Annotated in this window: 25 protein-coding genes and 1 pseudogene; 13 read left to right on the forward strand and 13 right to left on the reverse strand. The window is 72.7% G+C overall.

What is annotated here, in order from left to right:
- Positions 1–44: 44 nt before the first annotated feature.
- Positions 45–2792: a DUF4153 domain-containing protein gene (locus SGUI_RS11030; protein WP_066640031.1), complete on the reverse strand. Its 2748-nt coding sequence runs from the start codon at positions 2790–2792 to the stop codon at positions 45–47.
- On the reverse strand, positions 2789–3481 hold the full coding sequence (locus SGUI_RS11035) for a response regulator transcription factor (protein WP_066640033.1): 693 nt from the start codon (positions 3479–3481) through the stop codon (positions 2789–2791). The genes SGUI_RS11030 and SGUI_RS11035 overlap by 4 nt, the downstream gene beginning before the upstream one ends.
- A 90-nt stretch (positions 3482–3571) precedes the next feature.
- Between SGUI_RS11035 and SGUI_RS11040 the strand changes: the two genes are divergently transcribed.
- From SGUI_RS11040 to SGUI_RS11050, 3 genes are all read left to right on the forward strand, one after another.
- Entirely contained in the window at positions 3572–4369 is a 798-nt protein-coding gene (locus SGUI_RS11040; protein ID WP_066640035.1) for a PIG-L deacetylase family protein, read from the forward strand.
- Between the two features lie 37 nt (positions 4370–4406).
- Positions 4407–5642, forward strand: a complete 1236-nt coding sequence (locus tag SGUI_RS11045) for an acyl-CoA dehydrogenase family protein (protein WP_237141336.1) — start codon at positions 4407–4409, stop codon at positions 5640–5642.
- 109 nt (positions 5643–5751) lie between these two features.
- Positions 5752–6333, forward strand: coding sequence for a hypothetical protein (locus SGUI_RS11050; protein ID WP_066640038.1), 582 nt, complete (start codon positions 5752–5754; stop codon positions 6331–6333).
- Positions 6334–6491: 158 nt separating this feature from the next.
- On the opposite strand, the gene SGUI_RS11055 is transcribed toward SGUI_RS11050, so the two are convergent.
- Entirely contained in the window at positions 6492–7526 is a 1035-nt protein-coding gene (locus SGUI_RS11055) for a saccharopine dehydrogenase (RefSeq protein ID WP_066640040.1), read from the reverse strand.
- A 79-nt stretch (positions 7527–7605) separates the two neighbouring features.
- Here SGUI_RS11055 and SGUI_RS11060 point away from each other — a divergent pair, with 79 nt between their 5' ends.
- Both SGUI_RS11060 and SGUI_RS11065 read left to right on the forward strand, forming a co-directional pair.
- Positions 7606–9219, forward strand: coding sequence for an SLC13 family permease (locus SGUI_RS11060; RefSeq protein WP_066640042.1), 1614 nt, complete (start codon positions 7606–7608; stop codon positions 9217–9219).
- A 45-nt stretch (positions 9220–9264) separates the two neighbouring features.
- Positions 9265–10518 carry an MFS transporter gene (locus SGUI_RS11065; RefSeq protein ID WP_191090899.1) on the forward strand — a complete coding sequence of 418 codons (1254 nt, stop codon included), beginning with the start codon at positions 9265–9267 and terminating at the stop codon, positions 10516–10518.
- A 4-nt stretch (positions 10519–10522) separates the two neighbouring features.
- On the opposite strand, the gene SGUI_RS11070 is transcribed toward SGUI_RS11065, so the two are convergent.
- Complete coding sequence (locus tag SGUI_RS11070; RefSeq protein WP_066640048.1) at positions 10523–11674, reverse strand: MalY/PatB family protein; 1152 nt, start codon at positions 11672–11674, stop codon at positions 10523–10525.
- A 118-nt stretch (positions 11675–11792) separates the two neighbouring features.
- Between SGUI_RS11070 and SGUI_RS18405 the strand changes: the two are divergent.
- A pseudogene (locus SGUI_RS18405) lies at positions 11793–12104 on the forward strand (glycoside hydrolase family 32 protein); the annotation flags it as partial.
- Between the two features lie 89 nt (positions 12105–12193).
- Positions 12194–12934, forward strand: a complete 741-nt coding sequence (locus tag SGUI_RS18195; RefSeq protein ID WP_066640050.1) for a glycoside hydrolase family protein — start codon at positions 12194–12196, stop codon at positions 12932–12934.
- Here the strand turns inward: SGUI_RS18195 and SGUI_RS11080 are convergent.
- Positions 12909–13532 (reverse strand): hypothetical protein, encoded by a 624-nt coding sequence (locus tag SGUI_RS11080; RefSeq protein WP_066640052.1) that lies wholly within the window; start codon positions 13530–13532, stop codon positions 12909–12911. The two genes, SGUI_RS18195 and SGUI_RS11080, sit on opposite strands and share 26 nt — an antisense overlap.
- Positions 13533–13596: 64 nt before the next feature.
- Positions 13597–14601 carry an aldo/keto reductase family protein gene (locus tag SGUI_RS11085; protein WP_066643275.1) on the reverse strand — a complete coding sequence of 335 codons (1005 nt, stop codon included), beginning with the start codon at positions 14599–14601 and terminating at the stop codon, positions 13597–13599.
- Between the two features lie 225 nt (positions 14602–14826).
- Here SGUI_RS11085 and SGUI_RS11090 point away from each other — a divergent pair, with 225 nt between their 5' ends.
- Positions 14827–15426: a DUF5701 family protein gene (locus tag SGUI_RS11090; protein ID WP_237141337.1), complete on the forward strand. Its 600-nt coding sequence runs from the start codon at positions 14827–14829 to the stop codon at positions 15424–15426.
- Position 15427: 1 nt separating this feature from the next.
- Here SGUI_RS11090 and SGUI_RS11095 read toward each other — a convergent pair whose 3' ends face one another.
- Together SGUI_RS11095 and SGUI_RS11100 are read right to left on the reverse strand one after the other, a co-directional pair.
- Positions 15428–16426, reverse strand: coding sequence for a sigma-70 family RNA polymerase sigma factor (locus tag SGUI_RS11095; RefSeq protein WP_066640054.1), 999 nt, complete (start codon positions 16424–16426; stop codon positions 15428–15430).
- Entirely contained in the window at positions 16423–16917 is a 495-nt protein-coding gene (locus SGUI_RS11100; RefSeq protein WP_237141338.1) for a VOC family protein, read from the reverse strand. Before SGUI_RS11100 ends, SGUI_RS11095 begins: the two co-directional genes overlap by 4 nt.
- 21 nt (positions 16918–16938) lie before the next feature.
- Here SGUI_RS11100 and SGUI_RS11105 point away from each other — a divergent pair, with 21 nt between their 5' ends.
- A complete protein-coding gene (locus tag SGUI_RS11105; protein ID WP_083190641.1) occupies positions 16939–17379 on the forward strand; it encodes a MarR family winged helix-turn-helix transcriptional regulator in 441 nt (146 codons plus the stop codon).
- 50 nt (positions 17380–17429) lie between these two features.
- Entirely contained in the window at positions 17430–19064 is a 1635-nt protein-coding gene (locus SGUI_RS11110; RefSeq protein ID WP_083190642.1) for an MDR family MFS transporter, read from the forward strand.
- A gap of 9 nt (positions 19065–19073) precedes the next feature.
- Here SGUI_RS11110 and SGUI_RS11115 read toward each other — a convergent pair whose 3' ends face one another.
- From SGUI_RS11115 to SGUI_RS11135, 5 genes are all read right to left on the reverse strand, one after another.
- Positions 19074–20072 (reverse strand): phosphotransferase enzyme family protein, encoded by a 999-nt coding sequence (locus tag SGUI_RS11115; protein WP_066640069.1) that lies wholly within the window; start codon positions 20070–20072, stop codon positions 19074–19076.
- Positions 20073–20085: 13 nt separating this feature from the next.
- Entirely contained in the window at positions 20086–20985 is a 900-nt protein-coding gene (pucL, locus tag SGUI_RS11120; protein ID WP_066640072.1) for a factor-independent urate hydroxylase, read from the reverse strand.
- 65 nt (positions 20986–21050) lie between these two features.
- Entirely contained in the window at positions 21051–21395 is a 345-nt protein-coding gene (gene uraH / locus SGUI_RS11125; protein WP_066640078.1) for a hydroxyisourate hydrolase, read from the reverse strand.
- Entirely contained in the window at positions 21392–21925 is a 534-nt protein-coding gene (uraD, locus tag SGUI_RS11130; protein WP_083190643.1) for a 2-oxo-4-hydroxy-4-carboxy-5-ureidoimidazoline decarboxylase, read from the reverse strand. Before uraD ends, uraH begins: the two co-directional genes overlap by 4 nt.
- A gap of 102 nt (positions 21926–22027) precedes the next feature.
- Complete coding sequence (locus tag SGUI_RS11135; protein WP_066640083.1) at positions 22028–22807, reverse strand: IclR family transcriptional regulator; 780 nt, start codon at positions 22805–22807, stop codon at positions 22028–22030.
- Positions 22808–22949: 142 nt separating this feature from the next.
- On the opposite strand from SGUI_RS11135, the gene SGUI_RS11140 reads away from it, so the two are divergent.
- From SGUI_RS11140 to SGUI_RS11150, 3 genes are all read left to right on the forward strand, one after another.
- A complete protein-coding gene (locus tag SGUI_RS11140) occupies positions 22950–24338 on the forward strand; it encodes an NAD-dependent malic enzyme (protein WP_066640085.1) in 1389 nt (462 codons plus the stop codon).
- On the forward strand, positions 24335–25591 hold the full coding sequence (locus SGUI_RS11145; RefSeq protein ID WP_066640096.1) for a DUF6986 family protein: 1257 nt from the start codon (positions 24335–24337) through the stop codon (positions 25589–25591). Before SGUI_RS11140 ends, SGUI_RS11145 begins: the two co-directional genes overlap by 4 nt.
- A 115-nt stretch (positions 25592–25706) precedes the next feature.
- The gene (locus SGUI_RS11150) at positions 25707–26525 is read left to right on the forward strand and encodes a hydroxypyruvate isomerase family protein (protein WP_202816642.1); all 819 of its coding nucleotides are present in this window, start codon (positions 25707–25709) and stop codon (positions 26523–26525) included.
- The last annotated feature ends 32 nt before the right edge of the window (positions 26526–26557 follow it).

Genomic DNA, 26557 nt, shown 5'->3' on the forward strand with positions numbered 1-26557 from the left:
GCCGCAGCAAGAGGCAACAAGGTCAAGAAGTCGCGTGGAGCAGCTCAGGGACCGACCTCGACCGGGCAGCTACCGACCGCGAAGGTCGGGTAGGAGTAGCCGTCAACCGGGGTCAGGCTCCTCGGCCCTGCCGCGTCCGCGCGGGAGCGCCCGAGGTTCCATCCCAGGGCGTCCTCGGTGAGCTCGTCGTCGGGGATCCAGCCGATCGCGCAGTCGGCGAGCGTCACGCCGTTGTCCGCGCCGACTGCGGTCTCGCCCGCCAGTCCCGCGCGGATCGTCGGCACGGCGTCAGCCCCGAGGGTCTGCAGATAGATGAGGTCGAGGCGACCTGTCTCGGCATACCGGTCGATATTGCGCTGCGCGACCCACCCCTCGGGATTGGCCAGTCCGATGACCAGCAGGAACGTCGCGCCCGAGGCGAGGGCGGCACGCGGCACCCAGCCACCGCGCAGCCGCCAGCCCGCCACCATGACCAGCACCACGAGCAATCCAAGCCAGAGCTCGAAGGCGTCGACCATGACGCGGAGCACGGTGAAGCCGTAGGCCTCCTGGTAGACGTGCATCCGGTAGAGCGCTGAGCCGACCACCACGAGGGTCAGCCCGCAGAGCATGCCGAGCACGCTGCGCAGCAGCACCCGGTCTCGCGGGGTCTTCCGCGAAGCCCGGCGGCCGACGATGACGACCGTCACCAGCGTCAGCGCGGTGGCGAGCGTGAGCTGGCCGAAGCCTTGGTGGACGGACTCGGCATACGTCATCCCGGTGGCGCGCTGCACGAAGTCATGCCCGCCGAACATCGCGGCGCCCTGGGCGAGGAGGAAGACGACGAAGGTCGCAACGACCACGCCCACGGGCACGACCCACTCCCAGGCACGAGCGGGCCGGGGCGGCTCGGGGAGTGCCACGAGGTCGGTTCGTGGCGGGTTGAGGGAGAGGTAGCACGCCGCCAGCACGATCCCGCCGACGACGAACCACGTGAAGCTGCGCAGGACGAGCGACTCGGCGATGTCGACCTCCGGCAGCAGGTCGCTCACCCAGGCCCCGACCACCGCGTCGCCGGAAGCGAAGAGCCCGCCGAAGACCACGAGCGCGACCAGCGAGATCGCTGCCGTGCGCACGACCGGCCAGAGCAGGGTATGCCGGGACGTCGCCGTGATCGTGCGGCCCAGGAGCGGCAGCCCGCGCAGGCCGCTGAGCACCCACGCCGCGGCACCGGCGACCATCGCGGGCACCCCGCGGGCGCCGGTCAGCGCGGTCGTGACGAGTAGGGCCGCGGTGAGCAGCGCCAGGACCGAGAGCCACTCGGCGGCGCGGATCACGAGCAGGCTGGCGAGGCCGACGCAGAGGGCGGCCGAGGCGAGGGTCCACGGGTCGCGCCGACGCCTCGAGAGCCGCAGCACGAGGGCGCCTGCGGCGAGCAGGACGAGGGCATACGCGATGCCGATGCCCCGGTGGGGTAGGAGGACGGCGGCGAGCGCCCCCGTCCCGACCGAGGCCCACAGCGCGAGCGGTGCGGTGTGCAGCCGTGAGGTCGGCTCGGGCCAGAGTCGACCGAAGAGGGTGTCGAAGACCGACGGCGTGGGCACCGGGATGGGGGTCGCGGCGGGTGCGTCAGCAGTGCCGGTGTCGTCTGCGGTGCGCTGCGCGGGCAACGGCGGGCTGTCATGGGTGGTCATCGGGCTCTCCTCGCGGTCATCGGTCGTGCGACCTGTGGTTCTGGGCACAACTTCCTGGGCAGCCGGCGCCGCTTCCCTCTGTCCATGTCGGTATTCCGGGGGCGCGAGCGGCAGTTCGACCCGCACGACGGCTCCCGTCGTCGTGGAGCCCGGCCCTTCTTCGAGCGCCCGGACCGTTCCGCCGTGAAGCTCGCACACCCAGCGGACGATGGACAGGCCGAGGCCGGTGCCACCGCCGGCGTCGTCGCCCACGCCGAAGCGGGCGAACATCTCCTCGCTGCGGCCGGGTGGGAAGCCCGGCCCCTCGTCGCCGACCGCGAGCGACCAGCCGCTCCCGTCGGCCCGGGCCACGACGCGCACCGTCCCGCTCTCGGGGCTGTGCCGCACCGCGTTGTCGAGCAGGTTGGTGACCGCCTGGGTCAGGCGGGCGCGGTCGACCCGTGCCTGCAGGTCCTCGGGGGCGTCGACCTCGACGGACACCGCGTGGCCGCGGGCGGCGACCACGGCCCGGGCCTCCTCGGCGCAGCGCGCCAGCAGGTCGGCGACCTGCACCGGCTCGAAGTCCAGCGTCGCGACGCCGGCCTCCACTCGGCTGAGGTCGAGGAGGTCCTGCACCAGGGCACTCAGCCGCTCCGACTGCTCCAGCGCGGTCTGCAGCGACCGGTCGTCCGGGGTGACGACGCCGTCGACGAGGTTCTCCAGCAGCGCCCGCTGCGCCGCCAAGGGGGTCCGCAGCTCGTGAGAGACCGTGGCGAGCAGCTCACGCCGCTGCCGGTCGGCGCCCTCCAGCTCGGCCGACATCGTGTTGAAGGCGGTGCCCAGCTGCCCAACCTCGTCGCTGGCGCTCGCGGCGATCCGGGTCGAGTAGTCCCCACCGGCCATCCGCCCCGCTGCCACGGTCATCTGCCGTAGCGGTGCGGTCATGCCCCGGGCCAGCCACTGCGTGACGAAGAGCGCGGCAGCGACGGAGACCGGGATAGACAGCCAGGCCGAGACCCCCGCCCGGTCACCCACCTCGGAGACGACGACGGCGGCCAGGATGCTCAGCGTGACGAGCACGCCGATCTTGACCGTGATCGAGCCGACGCCGTCGAGCGGTCGCTCGGGTGCCCGGCTCACTGGCCGCTCTCCAGGGCATACCCGACGCCGTGCACGGTGCGGACCCGGGCGCTGCCGATCTTGGCGCGCAGGGCCTTGACGTGGCTGTCGAGGGTGCGGGTGCCGTGGGCGTCCGACCAGCCCCACACCTGCGTCATGAGTGCCTCCCGGTGGCGGACGCTGCCCGGCCGCTCCGCGAGCGCGCCGAGCAGGTCGAATTCCAGCGGCGTGAGGTGGACCTCCTTGCCGGCCACCCGCACCCGGCGCGCGGAGGCGTCGATCTCCAGGTCGCCGACGGTCTGCACCGGGACTCGGGTGTCAGCGAGCTCGGCGGCCCGCTCGACCCGCCGCAACAGGGCCTGCACCCGGGCGACGACCTCACGCATCCGGAATGGCTTGTTGACGTAGTCGTCGGCCCCGGCGGCGAGGCCGACGAGGATGTCCGTCTCGTCGGTCTTCGCGGTGAGCATGAGGACCGGGACCGGACGCTCGATCTGGAGCCGACGGCATACCTCGAGGCCGTCCAGGCCAGGGAGCATGAGGTCCAGCACGACCACGTCCGGGGTATGCCGGGCCGCCTCGGTCAAGGCGGTCGGCCCGTCGACGGCCCGCGCGACCGCAAAACCCTCGGCGGTGAAGCGGTCGGCCAGCGCCTGGTTGATCGTGAGGTCGTCCTCGACCACCAGCACGGTGCGCGTCGTCTCGGTCATGGGTTCGAGCGTAGGTCTGCGCTGGTGGAGAGGGTGCCGGGCGGATGTGGAGGTTGTGTGAATGTCGGTGCGCGGCCCTAGGTTGTTCGGGTGAGCACGATCGTCTTCCTCCACGCCCACCCCGACGACGAGGCCAGCCAGACCTCCGCCACGATGCGCCTGGCCGCCGACGCCGGGCACCGCGTGGTCTGCGTCTACGCCACGAACGGCGACCACGGCACCACTCCCGAGGACCTGGCAGAGGGGGAGAGCGTCGTCGACCGCCGCCGGACCGAGGCGCTCGCCTCGGCGGTGGCGCTCGGCACCGCCCGGGTCGCCTGGCTGGGGTATGCCGACTCCGGCATGACCGGCTGGGAGCAGAACAGCCACGAGCAGTCCTTCCACGCCGCCAGCACGGACGAGGCGGGCGGGCGGCTCGCGCAGATCCTCGACGAGGAGGACGCCGACGTCCTGGTCGGCTACGACTGGCACGGCGGCTACGGCCACCCCGACCACGTCAAGGTCCACCACGTCGCGCACCGCGCCGCGGAGCTGGCCGCCCGGCGCCCCCGCGTGCTCGAGGCGACGATGAACCGCGACCACATGCGGCGCATGTTCGAGGCGGCCAAGGAGGCCGGCATGGCGGAGGAGGACGCCGACTGGGACCCGGACGCCCCGGCCGACGACGGCAACCCCTTCGGCACGCCGGAGGGGGAGATCCACTGGCACGTCGACGCCCGTCCCGTGCTCGCGGCCAAGCGCGCGGCGCTCTCGGCGCACGGCAGCCAGGAGGACGTCGGCTGGATGCTGGGTATGCCCGAGGAGCAGTTCGCGGCGGCCTTCGGCGACGAGTGGTTCATCGAGCCGGGACGGGTGCCCGGGATGACGGACGCGCACCCGCTGGGCTGAGCACGCGACCGGGGGAGCGGACGCATACCCTCGAGGGATGAGCGACGCGCCGCAGCCGATGCCCGAGCCCGACCGCGCGATGCCCGACGGCTCCGACCTCGGGGCCTCCCTGGGCACGGACTTCCTGCACCTCGAGGACCTGCTCACCGACGCCGAGCGCGAGCTGCGCGACGGGGTGCGCGCGTGGTGCGACGCCGAGGTCGTCGCGGCGGCGCAGGAGTGGTGGGAGGCCGCCCGCTTCCCGGCCGAGATGCTGCCCGGGTACGCCGCCACCCGGGTCGCCGGGGCCGCGATCCAGGGCTACGGCTGCGCGGGGGTCTCCGCGGTGGCCGAGGGGATGATGTGCGCCGAGCTGGCGCGCGGCGACGGCTCGATCGCGACCTTCAACGCGGTGCACTCGGGCCTGGCGATGACCTCGGTGCACCTGCTGGGCGACGACGAGCAGCGCGAGCGCTGGCTCCCGTCGATGGCGCGGGTCGAGACGATCGGCGCGGTGGCGCTGACCGAGCCCACGCACGGGTCCGACGTCGTGAGCCTGGAGACCACGGCCCGGCGGGACGGCGAGGAGTGGGTCCTCGACGGCGCGAAGCGCTGGATCGGCAACGGGTCGGTCGCCGACCTCGTGGTCGTCTGGGCGCGCGACGACGACGGCGACGTCGGCGGCTTCGTCGTGGAGTCGCCGCAGGGCACGGACGGGTGGGACGCGCAGGTCATCGAGGGCAAGATCAGCAACCGGGGCGTCTGGCAGGCCCACATCCGCCTCGACGGCGTGCGGGTGCCGGCCGGCAACAGGCTGGCGGGGGCGCGGACCTTCGCCGACACCAACAAGGTGCTCGCCAAGTCGCGGCAGACCGTGGCCTGGGAGGCCCTCGGCCACGCGGTCGCGGCCTACGAGGGTGCCCTGACGTATGCCCTGCGGCGCCAGCAGTTCGGCCGCCCGCTGGCCAAGAACCAGCTCATCCAGGACGACCTGGCCCGCATGGTCACGCTCATCACCTCGATGCAGCTCATGTGCGTCCGCATGAGCCAGCTCGAGGACGAGGGCCGCTGCACCATCGAGCACGCGGCGATGACCAAGCTGCACACGACGACGGCGGCCCGCGAGGTCGTGGCGATCGCCCGGGACATGCTCGGCGGCAACGGGATCCTGCTCGACCACCACGTCGCCCGCCACTTCGCCGACCTCGAGGCGGTCTACACCTACGAGGGCAGCCGCACCGTCCAGTCGCTGCTCGTCGGCCGCGCGGTCACCGGCACCAGCGCCTTCCGCTGACGCCCCTGCCCACCGGGCGCCCGGTCTGGTGACGCCCCTGACCACCGGGCGCCCGGTCTGGTGACGGCTGTCATACCCGGGCGCGCCGTGCGCTGGCTAGGCTGACGGTATGCCCGACCGCGCCGCCCCCGACCCCGCCCAGGGCCCCTCGGACGTGCCGCCCGACTGGCGGCCGGACATACCCCTGCCGGGGCAGCAGCCCGCTCCCCGCGAGGAGGTGCCCGCGCAGTGGCGCGGCAACGGCAACCACGTCACCCCCGCGCCCGACCCGAACGCGCCGGTGCCGATGCGTGCGCCGACCCAGACCCTGGGCACGCTCATGGGCGACGTGGTGCGCACCGGGGCGTGGGACGCCGCGGAGCGCACGACGACGATGCTGCTCTTCGGCGACGTCAAGCTCGACCTGCGCGAGGTCATCCGGCCCGGCGAGACCCTGGAGCTCTCCTCCTTCACCGGCATGGGCGACATCCGCATCGCCGTCCCGGCCGGCACCAGGGTGGAGCTCTCGGGCTTCAACCTGCTCGGCAACCTGCGCCACGACGTCGATCCGCAGACGCAGGGTATGCCGGAGAACGGCGCCTGCGTGCGGATCAACGCCACGAGCCTGATGGGCGACGTCCTGGTGCGCACGATGCCGCCGGACGACGGCACGAAGCCCCCGCGCGGCTGGCGCTGGACCCGCAAGCGCTGACGTCCCCCACCGCGGTGGCTTCCAGTTGCCGGGGCAGCACCTTCCCACCGCGGTGGCCTTGTGCGGCCGGGGCAGCACCTTCCCACCGCGGTGGCCTTGTGCAGCCGGGGCAGCACTTTACTACCGCGGTGGCTTGATGCGGCCGGGTGTCGAGCCTGTCAGCCCAGGGGCACGTGCCGGCGGAACCACTCCAGGCTCGCCGCCCAGGGGCCCCGGCGCTCGGCGAGGTCCTCCAGCAGCGGCGTCAGCTCGGCCGAGAAGCTCATCGAGGACTCAAGCGGCAGCAGCGAGGGCAGGTTGTCGATCGCGATGACCTCCAGCGGCGCGTCGGCGGTGCCGACCTGCCGCACCGGCTCGGGCCACGTGGTGATCGCCGTGTTGACCGGGAGCAGGTTGTTGTCGGAGGTGACGTCGCAGGTCACGTCCCCGATGGTGCGCAGCCGGCGCGGCGCCGTGACGTCGTCCGGCCCGACGAAAGGCTGCTGCGGGGTGCTGCTGACGACGCAGTTCACGAGGATGTCGTGGTCCAGCAGCGCCGCCTTGTCCAGCTCCACGGTGTCGCCGCGGTCCCAGCGGGTGACCGCGCAGCCGGCCAGCTCCAGCGCCTCGACGGCACCGCGCCCCGAGCGGCCGCGCGAGCCGATGACGAGCGCGCGCTCCGGCTCGTGCCCGTCCGCGCTCTCGCGCAGCTGACCGTCCAGCTCCTCGCGCCCCATCGGGGCGACTGCGCCGTCGAGCAGGCCACGGTGCCGCAGCACCGCGAGCGCGGCACCGACATACCCCGCCCAGAAACCGAAGGCGACGACCCGCCTGCCGTCGAGCGTGAGGTACTCCACGTCCAGCAGCTCGCCGCCGCCGCGCCGGAAGCGCTCGAGGGTCACGTCCGCGCCCTCCTGCCCCTTGTAGGCGTGCGCGAAGAAGACGTGGGTATGCGTGAGGTCGGCCGGGTCCTGCGGCAGCTCCTTGATGCCGACGACGACGGCACCCTCCGGGGCGTCGACCCAGGAGCCGTAGGGCGCGACCGAGCACCCGGCGGCGACGTAGTCCTCGAGGTCGATGACGCGGCTGGGCGACTCCTCGACGGTCACGACGTAGCCGTCGGCGACGAGGCGCTGCGCGTCGGCGGGGACGATGGCCACGCGCTGCTCGCCGGGGCGGGCCTCGGCGCGGATCCACAGGTGCGGTCGGGTCATAGGACCAGCGTATGCGCCCGCACCGGTTGCCCTTGGGTTAGGTTGAGCACTCACACACCGACGTGGACGGGCAGGAGAGATGAGCGGCGACATCGTGCGCGAGCAAGGCGAGTTCGACTACGAGCCCACCGACCGGGAGCCGCCGCGCCCAGCGGGCCGGACCTGGGCCTTCCGGCTCGGCGGTCTCGCCCTCGCCGCCCTCGTCTATCTCCTCCTCGGGGGTGCCGACATGTCGGGCGACGCACGTTTCGTCGCCGCCATCGCCGTGCTCATGGCCGTGTGGTGGATGACCGAGGCCATCCCGCTCGCCGCCACCTCGCTGCTGCCGATCGTGCTCATCCCCCCGCTCACCGGCCTCGGTGTCGCGGATGCCACGGCGCCCTACGCCAACTCCATCGTCTTCCTCTTCCTCGGTGGCTTCCTCATCGCCATCGCCATGCAGAAGTGGAACCTCCACCGCCGGATCGCCCTGCTCACGCTGCGCCGCGTCGGCACGCACCCGCGCCGGATCATCCTCGGCATGATGATCTCGACGGCCTTCCTCTCCATGTGGGTCTCCAACACGGCGACCACGCTCATGATGCTGCCCATCGCGATCTCCGTGCTGGCGCTCGTCGTGGAGAGCAGCCACCAGACCTCCGAGGCGGCCGCCGCCCAGGGCGACGTCGCCGACGAGGTCTCGGCCGGTCGCGCGGTGAGCGACGTGGTCGACGACCCGGACGTCCGCCTCTTCGGCGTCGCGCTGGTGCTGTCCATCGCCTGGTCGGCCTCCATCGGTGGCCTGGGCACGCTGCTCGGCAGCCCGCCCAACGCCATCGTGGCGGGCTACCTCGCCGACGAGATCGGCGAGGACGTCGGCTTCCTCGCCTGGATGCTGCTCGGCGTCCCGATCGTCGTGGTCTTCATCGGCGTCGCCTGGCTGCTCATCACCCGGCTCATGTTCCGCTTCAAGCTGGAGGAGATCCCTGGCGGCCGCAAGCTCATCGACACCGAGATCTCCAAGCTCGGCCCCATGAGCCAGGGGGAGAAGGTCGTGCTGGCCGTCTTCTGCGGCGCCGCCTTCCTGTGGATCGTGCCCGGGCTGCTCTCCAACATCCCCGCGCTCGGGGAGGCCCTGCCCTGGCTCGGTGAGCTCGACGACACGGCGATCGCCATCGGGGCGGGCATCGTGCTCTTCCTCATCCCGGGTGACCGCGAGGGCCGGATGACGATGGAGTGGGACGACGCCGAGGAGGGGCTGCCCTGGGGCGTGCTCCTGCTCTTCGGCGGTGGTCTCAGCCTGGCCGCCGCCGTGGCCGGCACCGGCCTGGACCAGTGGTTCGGCCAGCAGGTCACCGGCCTCGGCGCCCTCCCGATCGTGCTGCTCCTCGCCGCGGTCGTCACCATCGTGCTCTTCCTCACCGAGGTCACGAGCAACACCGCGACCGCGGCCACCTTCATCCCGGTGCTCGGCGGTGTGGCCGTCGGCATCGGCGTCGACCCGATGACGCTGCTCATCCCGGCGGCGCTCGCGGCGACCTGCGCCTTCATGCTGCCGGTCGGCACCCCGCCCAACGCCATCGTCTTCGGCACGGGGGCGGTGAAGATCCAGGAGATGGCCCGTGGTGGAATCGTCCTGAACGTCGTCGGGGTGGTGCTCATCACCCTCTTCACCGTGCTCATCGGCCCCTTCGCCCTGGGGCTCGTGATCTAGCGGCCGGCGGCGGGCCGGCACCACAGGAGGAGGATGGGGCACCTGATGTCTCCTGCTCCCCGCCCCGGCCGGTCCGCCCTGGTGATGGCGGTCGCCTCCGCAGTCACCACCCTCGGCGCGATCCCGCCCTTCCTGCTGGGCGCGCAGGCGGTGGAGATCCGCGAGGACCTGGACTTCGGGCTCGGGGCCTTCGGGGTCGCGGTCAGCCTCTTCTTCGCCACCGCGGCGCTCGCCACCCTCTCCACCTCGTCGGTCGTGGACCGGCTCAGCCGCGGTCTGCTGCTGCTCCTCGCCGGGGCGCTCGTGACCGGCGGCGGCCTCGCCATGACCCTGCTCGCCTCCGGCCGCTGGTCGCTCATGGCGGTCATGGTCGTCCTCGGCCTGGGCAACGCCGCCTGCCAGGCGACCGCCAACTCGTTGATGGCCCGCACCCTGCCTCCGGACCGCCGTGGCCTCGGCTTCGGCGTCAAGCAGTCCGCGGTGCCGCTGGCGATCATGCTGGGCGGTCTCGCCGTGCCCACCACCGGGGCGATCTGGGGCTGGCGCTCGACCTTCGTCATCACGACCTGCCTCGGGGTCCTCGTCATGCTGGGAGCGACCGGACTGCTGCTGCGGGGGAGGCGACGCGGCCGACGGCCGGCCTCCACCACCGCCGCCGACCTCCTGGAGTCACCCCCCACGCTGCCGCTGCTGCTGGCAGCCATCGCGATCACCCTGGCCAGCGCCGCCGCCAACTACGTCGGGTCCTTCGCGGCGTCCTGGGGCTTCGAGGTCGGCCTCAGCCCGTCCCAGACCGGCATCCTCATGGCCCTCGGCTCCGGCGGGTCGATCGCGCTCCGGGTCTTCTCCGGGTGGCGTGCGGACCACCGGCACGGAGCGAACCTCCCGGTCGTCGCCGCCATGATGTGGGTCGGGACCCTCGGGTGCCTCGGGCTCATGGTCCCCTCGCCGTGGGCGTTCTGGGTCTTCGGGCTGCTCGCCTTCAGCATCGGGTGGTCCTGGCCCGGCCTCCTCCTGTATGCCGTCGCCCGGCTCGGGCGGGACAACCCGGCGCAGGCCTCGGCCGCGATCCAGGCGGGGGCCTTCGCCGGCGGTGCGCTGGGCCCGGCCCTGCTCGGTGGGCTCTCCGGGGCGGCCGGCTTCCCGCTGACCTGGGCCGTGGCCGCGGGGTGCTTCGCGATCGCCGGCGCGCTCATCCTGCTCTCGCGCCGGCTCTTCACCGCCGACCTGCTGGCCCGCCCTCCCCGCGAGCCCTTCACCTACGGCCGCTCCAAGGTCACGCCGCCGCGAGAGGTGTGACCGGTCAGGCCAGCGCCGCGGCCATCCGCCGCACCGCCTCGGTCATGAGCTCCTCGCTGGTGCCGATGTTGAGCCGGGCGAAGCCCGCGCCGGTCGCCCCGAAGGCCGGCCCCGGCGAGAGCAGCACCCGGCCCCGCTGCAGGAAGGCCTGCGACGGGTCGTCGCCGAGCCCGAGCTCGCGGCAGTCCAACCACGCGAGGTAGGACGCGTGCCCGGGCTGGAAGCGCACTCCTGGCAGGTGCTCCTCGAGGAGGGCGGGCAGGGCCTGGGTGCGCGCCTCGAGCTCGGCCACCGTGGTGGCGAGCCAGTCGCGCCCCTCGGCGTAGGCGGCGACGGCGGCATACTGCCCCAGGATGCTCGGGGACCAGTCCGTCTCCGCCTGCAGCGCCGGCCAGCGCCCCTCGACCGCGGTGACGCCCAGGGCGAGCTTGAGGCCGGCGGTGTTCCACGCCTTGGACGGGGAGTGCAGCGCGATGCCGACCTCGCGGGCGGTCTCGCTCACGGTGAGGAAGGGCACGAACGGCCGCGGGCTGCCGGGGTGCACCAGCGGGGCGTGGATCTCGTCGGAGATGACCACGGCGTCGTGCTCGGCCGCCAGCTCGGCCAGCGCGGCGAGCTCCTCGCGGGAGTAGACGTAGCCGAGCGGGTTGTGCGGCGTGCACAGCAGCACCACCTTGGCGCCGCTGGTGAGCGCGCCGCGCATCCCGTCGAGGTCCAGCCGCCCCCCGCCGGCGATGTCGAGCATCGGCACCTCGAGCGGCTCCAGGCCGAGGTCGCGCAGCCAGGGGTAGAACGACAGGTAGACCGGCGGGTTGATGACCACCCGGTCGCCGCGGGAGGTCAGGCCGCGCAGCGTCTCCTTGGCCCCCTGCCCCACGTCGGCGAAGAGGCGGGTGCGCCCCGGCGTGCCCTGGGTCTCCCAGCCCCAGACGTCCCGCGCGAAGCCGGCGAAGGCGTCGAGGACCGGGGTGGGCTCACCGGCATACCCGAAGTCGGAGCGGTCGATCGCGGTGTGCAGCGCCTGCGCGATCGGCGGCGCGGTGCGCACGTCCATCTCCGCGGTCCAGGCGGGCAGCACGTCGTCGGGCACCCGGCTCCACTTGGCGCTGCGGTGGGTGCGCATGTCCTCGAGGGTGAGGTCGAAGGGAGAGCTCATGCGCCCAGCCTGCCCTACGCCCAGAATGTCCCGTATGCCCCCTGCGACACCCGCGTCCCGTCCCGCGACGAGCTACCACCTGCGTCCGCGCAGCGGGTGGCTCAACGACCCCAACGGCATGGTCTTCGAGGACGGCCGGTGGCACGTCTTCTTCCAGCACAACCCGGACGCGCCGCGGCACGACGCGATCGCCTGGGGCCACGCGAGCAGCACCGACCTGGTCACCTGGCACCCGCACCCGGTCGCCTTCTCACCCACTCCGGGCGGCCCGGACAGCTTCGGCTGCTGGTCCGGGGTCTTCGTGCCCGGTCTGGACCGGCCGGCCGTGGTCTACTCCGGGATCACCGGGGCCGACCACGGGAGCACGGTATGCCTGCGCTGGGGCTCGGGCGCCGACCTGGACGACTGGTCGGCGCCGGTCGTCGTCGCGACCACCCCGGAGGTCGACGACGTCGCGGTCATGCGCGACCCCTTCGTCCTCACCCACCAGGGCGCCGGTTCGCGATCGTCGGGGCCGGGTTGGACGACGGCACCCCCGCGATCCTGCTCTTCTCCTGCGACGACATCGAGGACTGGGAGTACCTCGGCGTCTGGCTCACCGGTGCGGACCTGCCGCCCGGCGCAGGACCCGCCGACGTCTGGGAGTGCCCGCAGCTCGCGGTGGCCGGCGACCGGGCGGCGCTCGTGCTGTCGCTGCACGACGGCGGGGTGCTGGGGGACGTGGTCGCGTGCACCGGTCGGCTCGTGGACGACGGCGGTCTCCCGCGCCTGGAGCCGGAGCAGGTGACCGTGCTCGATGCGGGCGAGGCGCTCTACGCCCCGCAGCTCGCGGAGGACGGTCGGCCGGGCTGGTGGCTCATGGGGTGGGTGCGCGAGCTCGACCAGGACGCCGCGGTCAAAGACCACGCGGGCTGCATGACCCTGCCGCGCCGGCTCCTGCTCGACGGCGCGGACGCGCGGCTGACCCTCGACCCTGCCGTGGCCGACGGGCTCGAGCTCGGTCCGCCCGCACCGGGGGAGGGAAGGCTGCACGGCGCGGCGTCGGTGCTGGTCGGCCCGGGCGGCGCCGAGCTCGGCCACGCCGAGCTGGGCCGTCATCCTCTGTCAGCGGGCACGCGCGTCTTCGTGGACGGGGACGTGCTCGAGGTCTATCCGCCGGACAGTGCCCCGTCGACCTTCCGGCACGAGCTGCCGTGGAGCGTCCACGGCGACGTGCTGTCGAGCCCGGTTCGGCTCAGGCCGCGAACTTCCACATGTTGAGCACCCGCTGCAGCTCCTCGACGTGCCAGCGGTCGACGTAGGCGACGGTGACGTGCTGCCCGTGGACCACGTGGGCGCTGGCCCAGCCGGGGAGGCAGACGGCGTCGAAGAGCCAGGGCAGGACCTCCGGGTCAGCCAGGTCGTGGTCGAGCCGCGGGTGCAGCTCGCGGGTCACGCGGCCCAGCTGGAAGCGCACGACCCAGCGGTTGCGGTCGGGGTCCTGGCGGACCCGCACCTCGCCGAGCTCAGAGGTGGAACGGGCCGCGGCGGCCAGGCTGCGCACCAGGTCGGCCCAGGAGTCCGGGCCGACGACGTGCTCGAGGTCGACGACGGTCACCTGGGAGTGGTGGGTCAGGCCGCCGTCGTCGTCCCGGGCCAGGCAGTGCATGGCCGCGACGTAGGGGTGCTGCTTCAGCGCCTTCGCCGCCTGGGGGTCGTCGGCGATGTCCGCCGCGGTCACCCCGTCCTGCGCGTGGAGACCGAGCTTGTCCAGGGTGGCGAGCTGGTCCTTGATCGAGGGGCGGGGGACCGGCGTGACCAGCGCCGCGGTGTCAGGGTTGCCGTCGCTGTGTCGGGCGAAGACCTCCGTGAGGTTCATGAGGCCGAGTGTGCCACCAGCACCAGGGCTTCACAACGGGACACGACCGCCACCGTCGCTGCGCTCACGCGACCCGCTCCTTCGGTGCGTTCTCGGCCGTCTTGCCGGCGTCCTTCTCGGCGACGCCGCCGACCGTCTCCTCGATCTTGGCCATGAGGTCGTCGTCGAGCTTGACCCCGGCCGCCTTGACGTTGTCCTCGACCTGCGAGGGCTTGGACGCACCCACCAGGGCCGCGGCGACGTTGGGGTTCTGCAGCACCCAGGCGACCGCGAGCTGCGGCATGGTGAGCCCGGCCTCGTCGGCCAGCGGCTTGAGCTTCTGCACCGCGGTGAGGACCTCCTCGCGCATGAAGCCCTGCATGCCCTTGCCCATCGACTCGTCCGCCGCGCGGCCCTCGGTCGGCGCCTCACCGGGGGCGTACTTGCCGGACAGCACGCCCTGGGCCATCGGGCTCCAGACGATCTGGGAGATCCCGAGCTCCTCGCAGGTCGGCACGACCTCGGGCTCGATGACCCGCCACAGCATGGAGTACTGCGGCTGGGAGGAGATGAGCTGGATGCCCAGGTCCTTCGCCAGGGCGTGCCCGGCGCGGATCTGGTCGGCGGTCCACTCGCTGACGCCGATGTAGTGCGCCTTGCCCTGCCGGACGACGTCGGCGAAGGCCTGCATCGTCTCCTCCAGCGGCGTCTCGGTGTCGTAGCGGTGCGCCTGGTAGAGGTCGACGTAGTCGGTCTGCAGCCGCGACAGGCTCCCGTCGATCGACTCCAGGATGTGCTTGCGGGACAGCCCGGTGTCGTTCTTGCCGCCGGGGCCGGTCGGCCAGTAGACCTTGGTGAAGATCTCCAGGCTCTCCCGGCGCTCGCCCTTGAGCGCCTCGCCGAGGACGCTCTCGGCCTTGGTGTTGGCGTAGACGTCGGCCGTGTCGAAGGTGCTGATCCCGGCGTCGAGGGCGGCGCGCACGCACTGGTGCGCCACGTCGTTCTCGACCTGGCTGCCGTGCGTCAGCCAGTTGCCGTAGGTGATCTCGCTGATCTTGAGGCCGCTGTTGCCGAGGTATCGAAAGTCCATGTCCTCACCGTATGCCTCCCCCCTGACGACCTCGCGCCGGGTCGTCACGGGGCGGTCACCCACCGGGCCGCGGCGCGCTGTGCCGGGGGCCGGCCCGACTCATACGCAGATCGAGTACCGATGTCGTGATGCATCACCGAAGAGGAACACCTTCTGCGTAGGAGTGCGGCTCGGGAATCGGCGGCGGCGCCGCGGCGTTGCGTTGGACCCACCACGAGGAGGACCGTGACCGCTCCCGCGCTGCCCGACCTGCCCGCCCAGCACCGACACCTCACCGACCTGGGCCTGGCCCTGCCCGACCTGCCCGCAGGGCTCTCCGGCGACCTGCTCGTCGTCCATCCCCGCCTGCTGCCGGTGCAGGAGCTCGTGCCGCACCTGCGCCGCGGGGAGCAGCCCGGCTTCGTCGTCACCGACCTCACCGACCTCGCCGAGTTCGGTCCGTCCCCGGGGGTCGAGGTGCCCGAAGCCGACCTCTACGCGGTGCGGGTGCCCGAGCGCGGGGACGAGTACGCGCACCTCAGCCCGGACGAGGTCGACCCGCAGATCAGGGCCCGCGGCCGCGACCTCATGACCGTCGCGGAGGGCGTGTGCTGGGCGCTCCAGGCACCGTCGGTCATCGAGCGCAACCACTGCTTCATGACGACCGGGTCACGCCGGCCGAAGGCGTCGGGGAAGGGTCTGGACGCCCGGGTCCCGGCGCTGTGGATCAGCAACGGCACCGGTCGCGACGGCTGGGCGCGCAAGGACGCACCCAAGCTCGGCTGGTGCTGGGCCGGCAACCGGCATACCTGGCTCGGCATCGCCTCGGTGGGCGGCCGCTCCTGACTCACCCGGCGGGCAGATCCTCGGGCAGCCCGGCGTGCTCGAAGGCGGACCCGTCGAAGAAGCCGACGACGCCGTGGATCTCGCCGTCGCGGAGGTCGACGACGCACAGCTGGAAGCGCCGGTATGCCCCGTCCGGGCCGCGGAGGTACATCCCCACGGCCGGCTGCCCGTTGGCGACGACGGGGACCATCCGCAGGTCGCCGGCGACCTTGGCCGGGCACTGGTGCTCGACCAGCGCCGCGATGTCCGCGGGACCGAGGTAGTAGCGGTCGAAGGGCGGCATCTGCCAGGTGGCCTGGTCGGTCATGACGGCGACGACGGCCGGGATGTCGTGCCGCTCGAAGGCCTCGCAGAAGGCGGCGAAGACCGCGCGGTCGGCCGGGGTGAGCTCGTCCACCCGCCGGCCGGCCCGGGACAGGCCCTCGCCGATCGTGGCGCGCGAGCGCTGCAGCGCCGAGTTGACCGAGGCCACCGTCGTCTCCAGCACGGACGCGGTCTCGGCCGCGGAGAGCTGGAGCACCTCGCGCAGCACGAGCACCGCGCGCTGCAGCGGGGGCAGGTCCTGCAGCGCCGCGACGAAGGCGAGCTGGGTGGCCTCGGCGGCCTCCGTCGCCTCGGCCGGGTCGACCGGCACGGCGTCCCGTCCCCACACGAGCTGGTCGGGCAGCGGCTCCAGCCAGTCGCGCGAGCGGTCCTCGACCACCGGCTCGCGCGGGTCGCCCGGAGGCCCGCCGAGACCGCTGGGCAGCGGCCGCCGGCCCTGCTGCTTGAGCGCGGTGAGGCAGGCGTTGGTGGCGATGGTGTACATCCACGTCCGCACCGAGGAGCGCCCCTCGAAGCGGTGGTAGGCCTTCCACGCGCGCAGGTAGGTCTCCTGCACCAGGTCCTCGGCCTCGCTGGCCGAACCCAGCATGCGGTAGCAGTGCGCGATCAGCTCCCCCCGCAGCGGCGCGGTGCTCTCCTCGAAGTCGGCCCGGGGGGCCTCCACCTGCGTGCTCATACGCTCTCCCTCGTCGCGGCGTCCCGGTCCATCCACATCACTTCCCAGACGTGGCCGTCCAGGTCCGCATAGGTCCTGCCGTACATCATGCCGTGATCCACCCTCCGCAGGTCGGTCCCGCCGGCGGCCACCGCCCGGTCCACGACGCCGTCCACCTGCTCCCGGCTGCTCGCCGACAGGCAGAGCAGCGCCTCGACCGTGCCGGGTTCGGCCACCGGCGAGTCGTGGAAGGTCGCGAAGAAGTCCCGGTCGAGCAGCATCGCGTGGACCGTCGGGCCGAGCTCGAGGCACAGCGCGGAGTCGTCGCAGAAGTCGGTGTTGAAGGTGTAGCCCACGTCGGTGAAGAAGGTGCGGGACCGCTCGAGGTCCTGCACGGGGAGGTTGACGAAGATCACCTGGTGCATGCCGCTCTCCTCGGTCTGCCGGTGCCCCTGGTCGCGCCGGTCGGCGGGGGCGTGCTGGGTATGACCACGACGCGGGCACGGACTCATCGGTGATATGATGTATGCATCATGCAACTATCTGAGGAACTCGCCCGGACTTTCACCGCGATGGGCCGCATGCTGCGTGAGCACGAGGGGCTGCTGTCCCCCAGCGCAGTCGAGGTGCTCGTCCGCCTCGCGGGGCGCCAGTGCACCCGCTCGCGCGACCTCGCGCGCGCCGAGGGGCTGGACCCCTCGACGATGAGCCGCCGGCTGGCCTCGCTCGAGGAGCGCGGCCTCATCCAGCGGCACCCCGACCCGGACGACCGACGCGCGCAGGTGCTCGGCCTCACCGCGCAGGGCCGCGAGACGCTCTCGGCCGAGCGCGCCCGCAGGGTCACCCTCATCACGGACACCCTGTCCGACTGGCCCGAGCACGAGCGCGACCAGCTCGCCGCCCTGCTCGGCCGCCTCGCCGACTCGATCGACGCCGCCCGCGACGGGCATACCGAGACCAGGTCCGCCTCATGAGCGTGACCCGCAGCACACCTGACACCACCACGACCGCCCCGAGGAGCTCGATGGCCACCGCCACATCCGCCGCGACCGGCAGCAACAGGACCGACCTGCCCACCCAGGGCACGGAGTCGGCGCCCGCGCAGCAGGCCGACAGCGGCACCGCACCCTTCCGCCTGGACCGGGAGCACAAGATCGTCTTCGCCAGCCTCATGCTGGGGATGTTCGTCGCGTCGATCAGCCAGACCATCGTCGGCCCGGCGCTGCCGCAGATCGTCGCCGACCTCGGCGGCATGGCGCACTACTCCTGGGTGGCGACGGCGGCCATGCTCGTCTCCGCCGTCGTCGTGCCCGTCGTCGGCAAGCTGTCCGACCTCTACGGGCGCAAGACCTTCTACCTCGCCGGCCTCGTGATCTTCATGGTCGGCTCGGTCGTCTCCGGGCTGGCGGGCAGCTTCTGGATGCTCGTCGCCGGCCGCGCCATCCAGGGCGCCGGCATGGGCACGCTCATGCCGCTGTCGCAGACGATCATCGGCGACATCATCCCGGCCCGGCAGCGCGGGAAGTACCAGGGCCTCATGGGCGCCGTCTTCGGCGTGACCTCCGTGGCCGGCCCGCTCGCCGGCGGCGTCATCACCGACCACCTCGGCTGGCGCTGGCTGTTCTTCACCATCCTGCCGGTCGGCCTGCTGGCGCTCGCCTTCGTCGCCCGCTACATGCACCTGCCGCACCAGCGCCGCGAGGCCAAGATCGACGTCGCCGGCATCATCACGCTCTCGGTCGCCATGGTCTCGATCCTGCTCGCCACGAGCTGGGGCGGCACGACCTACCCCTGGGTCTCGGCGCAGGTGCTCGGCCTGTATGCCGTCGGTCTTGTCGGCGCGCTCGCCTTCGTCGCCGTCGAGCTGCGGGCCAGCGAGCCGCTGCTGCCGCTGCGCCTCTTCCGCAACAGCGTCTTCAGCTGGTCCAACGTCGCCGGTCTCGGCGTGGCGATGGTGATGTTCGGCTCGATCATCTACATCCCGGTCTTCGCCCAGGGCGTGCTCGGCGTCGACGCGACCCAGTCCGGCCTCATCCTTATGCCGATGATGCTCGGCCTCATCGTCATGGGCATCCTCACCGGCCTGCTCGTGACGAGGACCGGCCACTACAAGCCGTTCATGCTCACCGGCATCGCGATCATGGCGCTCGGGGTCTTCCTGCTGACCCGCCTGTCGGAGACCTCCAGCGCCTGGGCGCTCTTCGGGTCGATGGCGGTCGTCGGTGTCGGCCTCGGCATGGCGATGCAGCAGTACACCCTCGTCGTCCAGAACGTCGTCGCCCGGCGCGACCTCGGTGTCGCCACCGCCACCACGCAGTTCAGCCGCAACATCGGCTCGACGGTGGGGATCGCGGTCTACGGCTCGATCATGACCGGCGGCCTCGGCGCCGCGGTCGCAGCGCACCTGCCGGCCTCGATGCGGGATCAGGCGGCCCAGCAGGCCAGCGGCATGGACGTCGGCTCGGTGCTCGACCCCTCCTCGCTCGGCAACGTGCCGCCGGTGGTCGAGGAGGCACTGCGGGCCGGTCTCGCCGACCAGCTGCACAACGCCTTCATGATCGGGCTGCCGATCCTCGTGCTCGTCTTCATCGCCACGGCGATGATCAAGCACGTGCCGCTGCGCGAGACCCTCGAGGACGCCCCGCGCGACCACGGCTGAGCCTGCCGCTCAGCCCGGCTGGGCACGGGTGAACCTGCCCGTGTCCAGCCAGTGCGCCAGCCGGTCACCGGTGACCTGCAGGTATGCCGCGGCGTCCGCCCGGAAGGCGGCCGTCGTGCTCGCGAGCAGGGCGTTGGCCAGGAGCAGCTGCCTCGAGGCGATGAGCGCCTCGACGTCCGCCGGCTCGACGTCCGGGAGCGGGCGGCGGCGGGCATACCCCTCGAGCATCGCGCGCTCCGGGGCGTCGTCGCCGTCGCGCAGGTAGAACGACGAGATCGCCAGGTCCAGCACCGGCGGCCCCACCCCGCTGTCGTCGAAGTCGAAGACCGCGAGCCGTCCCTCGTGCCACTTGAGGTTGCCGCCGTGCAGGTCGGCGTGCAGCGGCAGGACGTCCGCCCCGGCCGCGACCCGCTCGAACGTCTCCGTGCACCGGGCGGTCGCCGCCCGGACGACGGCGGCGAGCCGGGCGTCGTCGGCGCAGGCGCCGGTGAGCACGTCGGAGTCGCCGAAGAGCGGCTCGGCGAGGGCGGGGAGGCGGCCGGCGACCGCCGCGCCCCAGAGCTCGGCCTGGTCGTGGAGCTGCGCGGTCAGCTCGCCGAGCGCCCGGCACTGCTCCAGCGTCCCGACGACGCCGAGGTCCTCGCCGGGCAGCCAGCCGCTCGCGGTGACGAGGACCTCACGGCCCACCGACTCCGAGGGCACCCGGGCGAGATACCCGCCCCGCAGCGTGGGGACCGGGTCGGGGACGAGCACCTCGGTCTGCGTCGCGAGGGCGTGCTGCCACTCCTGCTGCGCCTCGACCGCCTCCGGGGAGCTCGCCGAGTTGGTGTTGACCCGCAGCGCGACCGTGCGCTGCGCCGTCTCCAGCCGGAACGTCGTGTTGTAGCCGTGCAGGACCAGCTCCACACCGGTCGGCTCCAGCCCGAACTGCGGCGCGGCAGCCAGCGCCACCGTCCGCAGCAGCTCGACCTGGCTCAGCTCGTCGAGGTCCCGGTATGCCGTCCCCACCGGGCCGGGCGTCCTACCAGGCCTGGCCGGGGTCGTAGGCGGCCGTGGTGTCGACGTCCTCGGACCGCTTGACCGTGGCCTCGATGAGGCCGTAGGGGCGGTCGTCGGCGTGGTGGACCTCGCGGTTGTTCTCGATGCCGTAGGGAGAGAGGTCGATGACGAAGTGGTGCACGTTCGGGCAGGAGAAGCGCACGTCGAGCACCGAGGGCGCCGCGTCGAGCACGGCCTGGCCCATCTCCCAGACGGTCTGCTGCAGCGCGTAGCTGTAGGACGAGGCGAAGGCGCCGGTCATGGCGTCCAGGACCGCGGCGAAGGAGGCGTCCCAGTCGACGTCGGTGCCCTCGTGCGCCCACTGCGCGCGGACGGCGGTCGCCATGATCCGGTCGTCGGTGGGCTTGAGCGAGGTGAAGCGGTCCTGGAAGAAGCCGTGGAACTCGCTGTCCGTCGTCTTGAGCACGGTGAGGTTCTTGACCCCGGAGACGACGCTCACGCCCTCGGCGGAGCGGCGCACCGACACGGTGCGGACGTAGTCACCCGCCTTGACGAAGGCGTGCGGGTGGTCGTGCGAGCGGCGCCAGCCGAAGGCCTCGACGGTGATCCGCGCGGAGTGGACGTGCTCGACGGTGTCGACGAAGTGGTTGGCGAGCGCGAGGGCCAGCCCCTCCGGCGTCCGGGCCTCCTCACCGTGCTCCTTGGTGAAGCCGTAGACCGTGTTCTTCGTGGCGTCGGTGGTGAGCACCTTGGCGTTGTCGCCGGTGAGGTGGGTGTCGGCGAAGTCGCCGCTCAGCGCCACCGAGACGTTGTAGTCGACGATGTCGTGCGGCGCCTCGGGGTCGTCGCGGTAGACGCGGACGACGTGCGTCTCCGCCTTGCCGTACTGGCTGTGGCCGAGCACGTAGCCGTTCGAGCTCATGATGGGTGTCCTCTCGTGCGGTCCGGTCGACGATGACCGGGGGTTGAGGTGGGGGTGGTGGTGGGTCAGCTTCCCCGGTAGGTGGAGAAGGCATACGGGCTGAGCAGGAGGGGCACGTGGTAGTGCCGCTCCTCGTCGACGACGAAGGTGATGGCGACCTCGGGGTAGAAGCCCGTGGTGCCGGTGCGGGCGTGGTAGTCACCGGTGGCGAAGGTGATGCGGTAGGTGCCGGGGGCTAGGCCCGCGGGGGCCAGGTCGCCGCTCGCGACCCGTCCGTCGGCGTCGGTGCGGCCGGCGCCGACCTCCTGGCCGGAAGGGGTGCCCGGTCCGGCGGTGGTCAGCGTCACGGCGACGTCGGCCGCGGGCTGCCCCGTGCCGGCGTCCAGGACGTGGGTGGACACGGTGCTCATGGGTGGATCAGCTCCTGGAGTCGGCGGCGGGTGATCTGGCGCAGCTGCTCGACGACCTCGGCCGTCTCGGTCTCGTCGTCGTTGGTGAGGCGGCGCTCGAGCTCGGTGAGGATCTCCTCGGGGCCGCGGCCGGCGGCCCGGATGAGGAAGACGCGGTCGAACCGCTGCTCGTAGGCCTGGTTGCCGGCGCGCAGGCGATCCTGCACGTCCTGCGCCGAGCCGGCGACGGCCGACTGCTCGCTCTGGCTGAAGCGGGCGTCCCGGCCGGAGCCGGACGCGCGCTCGCCGATGCGGGGGTGCCCGGCCAGGGCGTCGGCGACGTCCTCGGCGGTCAATGACCCGAAGGCGTCGTCCGAGGCCTCGAGCAGCTCCTCCACCCCGGCGTAGGGGCGGCCCTGCACGACGGCGTCCGCCCAGCGCGGGCTGGAGCAGCAGGACAGGAGCGTCTCGCGGGCCGCGTGCGGCCCGAGCGCCTGCCAGGCGGTCAGGTCCAGCGCGTCGTCGGTCTCGTCGCTCGGCTGCTGCGCCATCGCTCACTCTCCGTATCGTGGAAGAACTACTCCGTATGCCAAAAGTAGAGCCTCATCGGTGAGGCGTCAAGGGGTCGCCGGCGAGGTCCTCACGACGGCGGCTCAGCCGGCGGAGAAGTCCGCGGCCAGCTGGTCGGCCGCCTCGTGCAGCCGGGGGAGGGCGCGGCCGATGACGGCGTCGGTCATGCGGGTCGCCGGTCCGGACATCGACAGGGCCAGGTTGAGGCGGGCCTCGGGCAGCGGCACGGCGACGCAGCGCACGCCCAGCTCCATCTCCTCGTTGTCCAGGGCGTGGCCCTGCTTCCGCGCCTCGCGCACCTTGTCCAGGAAGGCCTCGGGCGTGGTGATGGTGTGCGGGGTGCGGGCGGGCATACCGGTCCGGCGCAGCAGCGCCAGCACCTGGTCGTCGGGCAGCCGGCCGAGCAGGGCCTTGCCGACGCCGGTGGCGTGCGGCTTGATGCGGCGGCCGATCTCGGTGAACATCCGCACCGCGTGGGGGGAGGGCGACTGGCCGATGTAGACGACGTCGTCCCCGTCGAGCACGGCGAGGTTGACGGTCTCGCCGAACTCGCCGACCAGCTCGTGCAGGACCGGCGCGCTCCAGCTGCCGAAGGAGGAGCGCGCGGCCTGGCCCAGCACGATGAGCTCGGTGCCGAGGGCATACCGGCGGTTGGGGAGCTGGCGCAGGAAGCCGCGGTCGAGCAGGGTGCGCACGAGCCGGTGCACGGTGGGCATCGGCTGCCCGGTCGCGGCGGTGATGTCGCTCAGGGACAGCTCGCCGGTGGGGGAGGTGGTGAGGATCTCGAGCACGTCGATGGCCTTGCCGACCGACTGCACGCCCGTGGCGCGCTTGGGGGCGGGGGACTCGCTGTCTGGGCTCACGGGGAAGAGTCTATCCGGCACGTTCTCGCGATGCGGAAACACCACTCCGCACATACTTTCGCAGAATGAGATCTGGACTCCGCATCGTAGAAGTGCAAGAGTATGCCTCGCACCCCTGCCCCGACGTCACCCAGGAGCGCCCATGGCGGCACCCAGCCCCGGATACTCGATCACCCTGCGGGTGGACGGCCCGCCCGACTTCGGCGCGACGACCCGGCTGGCCCACGTGGTCGCCGAGGCAGGTGCCGCCGTCCAGGCGCTCGACGTCGCGGAGTCCAGCGGCGACCACGTCACGGTGGACGTCACCGTCCACGGCACGAGCGAGGAGCACGGCGAGCAGATCCGGGCGGCGGTGGACGCCGCGGAGGGCTTCACCGTCCGGCACGTCTCCGACCGGACCTTCCTGCTGCACCTCGGCGGCAAGCTCGAGGTCGTGCCCAAGGTGCCCCTGACCCACCGTGACGACCTCAGCCGGGCCTACACCCCCGGCGTCGCCCGGATCAGCCGGGCCATCGCCGCGGACAAGAGCGACGCCCGGCGCCTCACCATCAAGCGCAACACCGTCGCGGTCGTCACCGACGGCTCGGCCGTCCTGGGCCTGGGCAACATCGGCCCGGAGGCCGCGCTGCCGGTGATGGAGGGCAAGGCCGCGCTCTTCAAGCAGTTCGCCGGCGTGGACGCCTGGCCGGTCTGCCTCGCGACCCAGGACACCGAGGAGATCATCTCGGTGGTCAAGGCGATCGCGCCGGTGTATGCCGGGGTCAACCTCGAGGACATCGCCGCGCCGCAGTGCTTCGAGATCGAGCGCCGGCTGCGGGACGAGCTCGACATCCCGGTCTTCCACGACGACCAGCACGGCACGGCGATCGTCGTCTACGCCGCCCTCATCAACGCGCTGCGCATCGTCGACAAGGAGATGGCCGACCTGCGGGTCGTCGTCTCCGGGGTCGGGGCCGCCGGCAGCGCCATCATCCGGCTGCTGCTGCGCGCCGGGGTGACCGACATCGTCGGCGTGGGGCGGACCGGCGCCGTGCACCGGGGTGCGGAGCTGCCCGACCCCATGCGGGTCTGGCTCGCCGAGCACACCAACCCGCGGCAGGTCACCGGCTCGCTGCAGGACGTGCTCGAGGGTGCCGACGTCTTCATCGGGGTCTCCGCCCCGGGCATCCTCACCGGGGACGACATCGCCACCATGGCCGACCGGGCCATCGTCTTCGCGCTGGCCAACCCCGACCCGGAGGTGGACCCGGTCGAGGCCCTGGCGCACGCCGCCATCGTCGCCACCGGACGCAGCGACTACCCCAACCAGATCAACAACGTGCTGGCCTTCCCCGGCTTCTTCCGCGGGCTCCTGGACGCCCAGACGACCTCGATCTCGGACGCCATGCTCAGCGCGGCGGCCGAGGCGATCGCCGGCTGCGTCGCCGACGGCGAGCTCAACTCCAGCTTCATCATCCCCAGCGTCTTCCACCCCGACGTCGCGCCCGCCGTCGCCCAGGCGGTGGCGCGGGTGGCCGAGGAGGAGCGGTGAGCACCGGCCTGGAGCAGCTCGTCGCCGCGGTGCAGGCGGAGGCGGACGAGCGGCTCGCGGCGGCCGACGCCGATCTGGCCCGGCTCTACCCGGGCGACCCGGCCACGCGGCAGCCGGTGCACACCGTCTACGTGCCGGCCGACGCCTTCGAGCAGCAGACGCCGTGGCGCTGGGGCGCCGCGGCGCTGGAGCTCATGGACGACCACCTCCCTGACGCCGCCGCGGTCACCCGGGTCACCGGGATGGACGCGGGGCTCGCCGACGAGGTCCTCCCGCGGGTGCGGCGCAAGCTCGCCGAGCAGCCGGTCGAGGACCTGCGCGTGGACTTCGAGGACGGCTACGGGCGACGCCCCGACGACGTCGAGGACGCCCACCTCGGCTCCGCGGTCGAGGCGCTGCGCACGTATGCCGGGCTGGACGGAGCGCCCAGCTGGTACGGCATACGCATCAAGTGCCTGGAGCGGGACTACCGGCACCGGGGCCTGCGGACCCTCGTCGACGCCGTCGCCGGCCTGGCCAGCGGGGCCGAGGTGCCGCCCGGCCTCGTGCTCACCCTGCCCAAGGTCACCTCGACCGACCAGGTCGAGGCCATGGTCGCCGCCTGCGCGCGGATCGAGGAGGCGCTCGGGCTGGCGGATCGCGCGCTCGGGTTCGAGATCCAGGTCGAGACGCCGCAGGCGATCCTCGGGGCGGACGGGCGGGCCACCGTCGCGCCGCTCGTGCACGCCTCCGCGGGAAGGTGCACCGGCCTGCACTACGGCACCTTCGACTACTCGGCCGGGCTGGGCATCGCGGCCGCGCACCAGACGCTGGAGCATCCTGCCGCCGACCACGCCAAGGCCACGATGCAGCTCGCCGCCGCCCAGACCGGGGTGCGCTGCTCGGACGGGTCGACCAATGTCATCGCCTTCGGGACCGCCGATGACGCGGCCTCGACCTGGGCGCTGCACCACCGGCTCGTCACCCGCGCGCTGGAGCGCGGCTACTACCAGGGCTGGGACATGCACCCCGGGCACCTGCCGACCCGCTACCTCGCGACGTATGCCTTCTTCCGGGCCGCCCTGCCCGCGTCGGCCAGGCGGCTGCGCGCCTACGTCGACCAGGCCGGCGGCGACGTCATGGACGAGCCGGCCACCGCGCGCATGCTCGCCTCGGCGGTGCTGCGCGGGCTGCACTGCGGGGCGCTCGACGAGGACGAGGTGCGCTCCGCCTCGGGGCTGGACCGGGACGGGCTGGTCGCGCTGCTGCGCTGACGGGCCGGCCTCACGACAAGGGGTTGACGCCTCGTCGGGTCGCGGCTTAACTTATCGCATAACGGAATAATACTTCCAACATACGGAATCGCAAGGAGGCGAGATGGCTCACGACCTGCCCTACCTGGTCAACTGCTCGATCCTGTTCACCGAGGTGCCGCTGCTGGAGCGTCCGGCGGCCGCACGCGCTGCGGGCTTCGACGCCGTCGAGTTCTGGTGGCCCTTCGCCACCGCGGTGCCCACGGACCGGGAGGCCGAGGACTTCGTCTCGGCCGTCCGGGACGCGGGCGTGCAGCTGGCCGGCCTCAACTTCTTCGCCGGCGACATGCCGGGCGGGGACCGCGGCCTGGTGTGCTGGACCGAGCGGCGCCAGGAGTTCCTCGACACCATCGACGCGACCGTCGGGATCGGCGAGCAGCTCGGCTGCCGTGCGTTCAACGCGCTCTACGGCAACCGCCCCGAGGGTGCCGACGTCGAGCACTCCGAGGAGGTCGCCACCGAGAACCTCGCGGCCGCCGGCAGGGCAGCCGCCCGGGTCGGCGGCACGGTGCTCGTCGAGCCGGTCAGCGGCGCACCGGCATACCCCCTGAAGACCGCCGCCGACGCGGTCGCCGTCATCGACCGTGTCGCCGAGCAGACCGGCGTCACCAACCTCGGTCTCCTGCTCGACCTCTACCACCTCGCCGCCAACGGGGACGACCCCGCGGCGGCGGTCGAGGCCTACACCGGCCGCACCGCGCACGTGCAGATCGCCGACCACCCCGGGCGCGGCGAGCCGGGCACCGGCGACCTGCAGCTGGACACCTGGCTGGAGCGGATCCAGGAGCTCGGCTACCGCGGCCACGTGGGGCTCGAGTACAAGACCGCCGCCTCGGACACGGTCACCGGCCTCGACGGCTGGCTGCCGCGCGAGCGGCGCGGCGTCACCGCCTGACCTCACCCCTGACACCCCCCTCGACATCGACA

It is taken from the genome of Serinicoccus hydrothermalis (assembly GCF_001685415.1).
Lineage (GTDB): Bacteria > Actinomycetota > Actinomycetes > Actinomycetales > Dermatophilaceae > Ornithinicoccus > Ornithinicoccus hydrothermalis.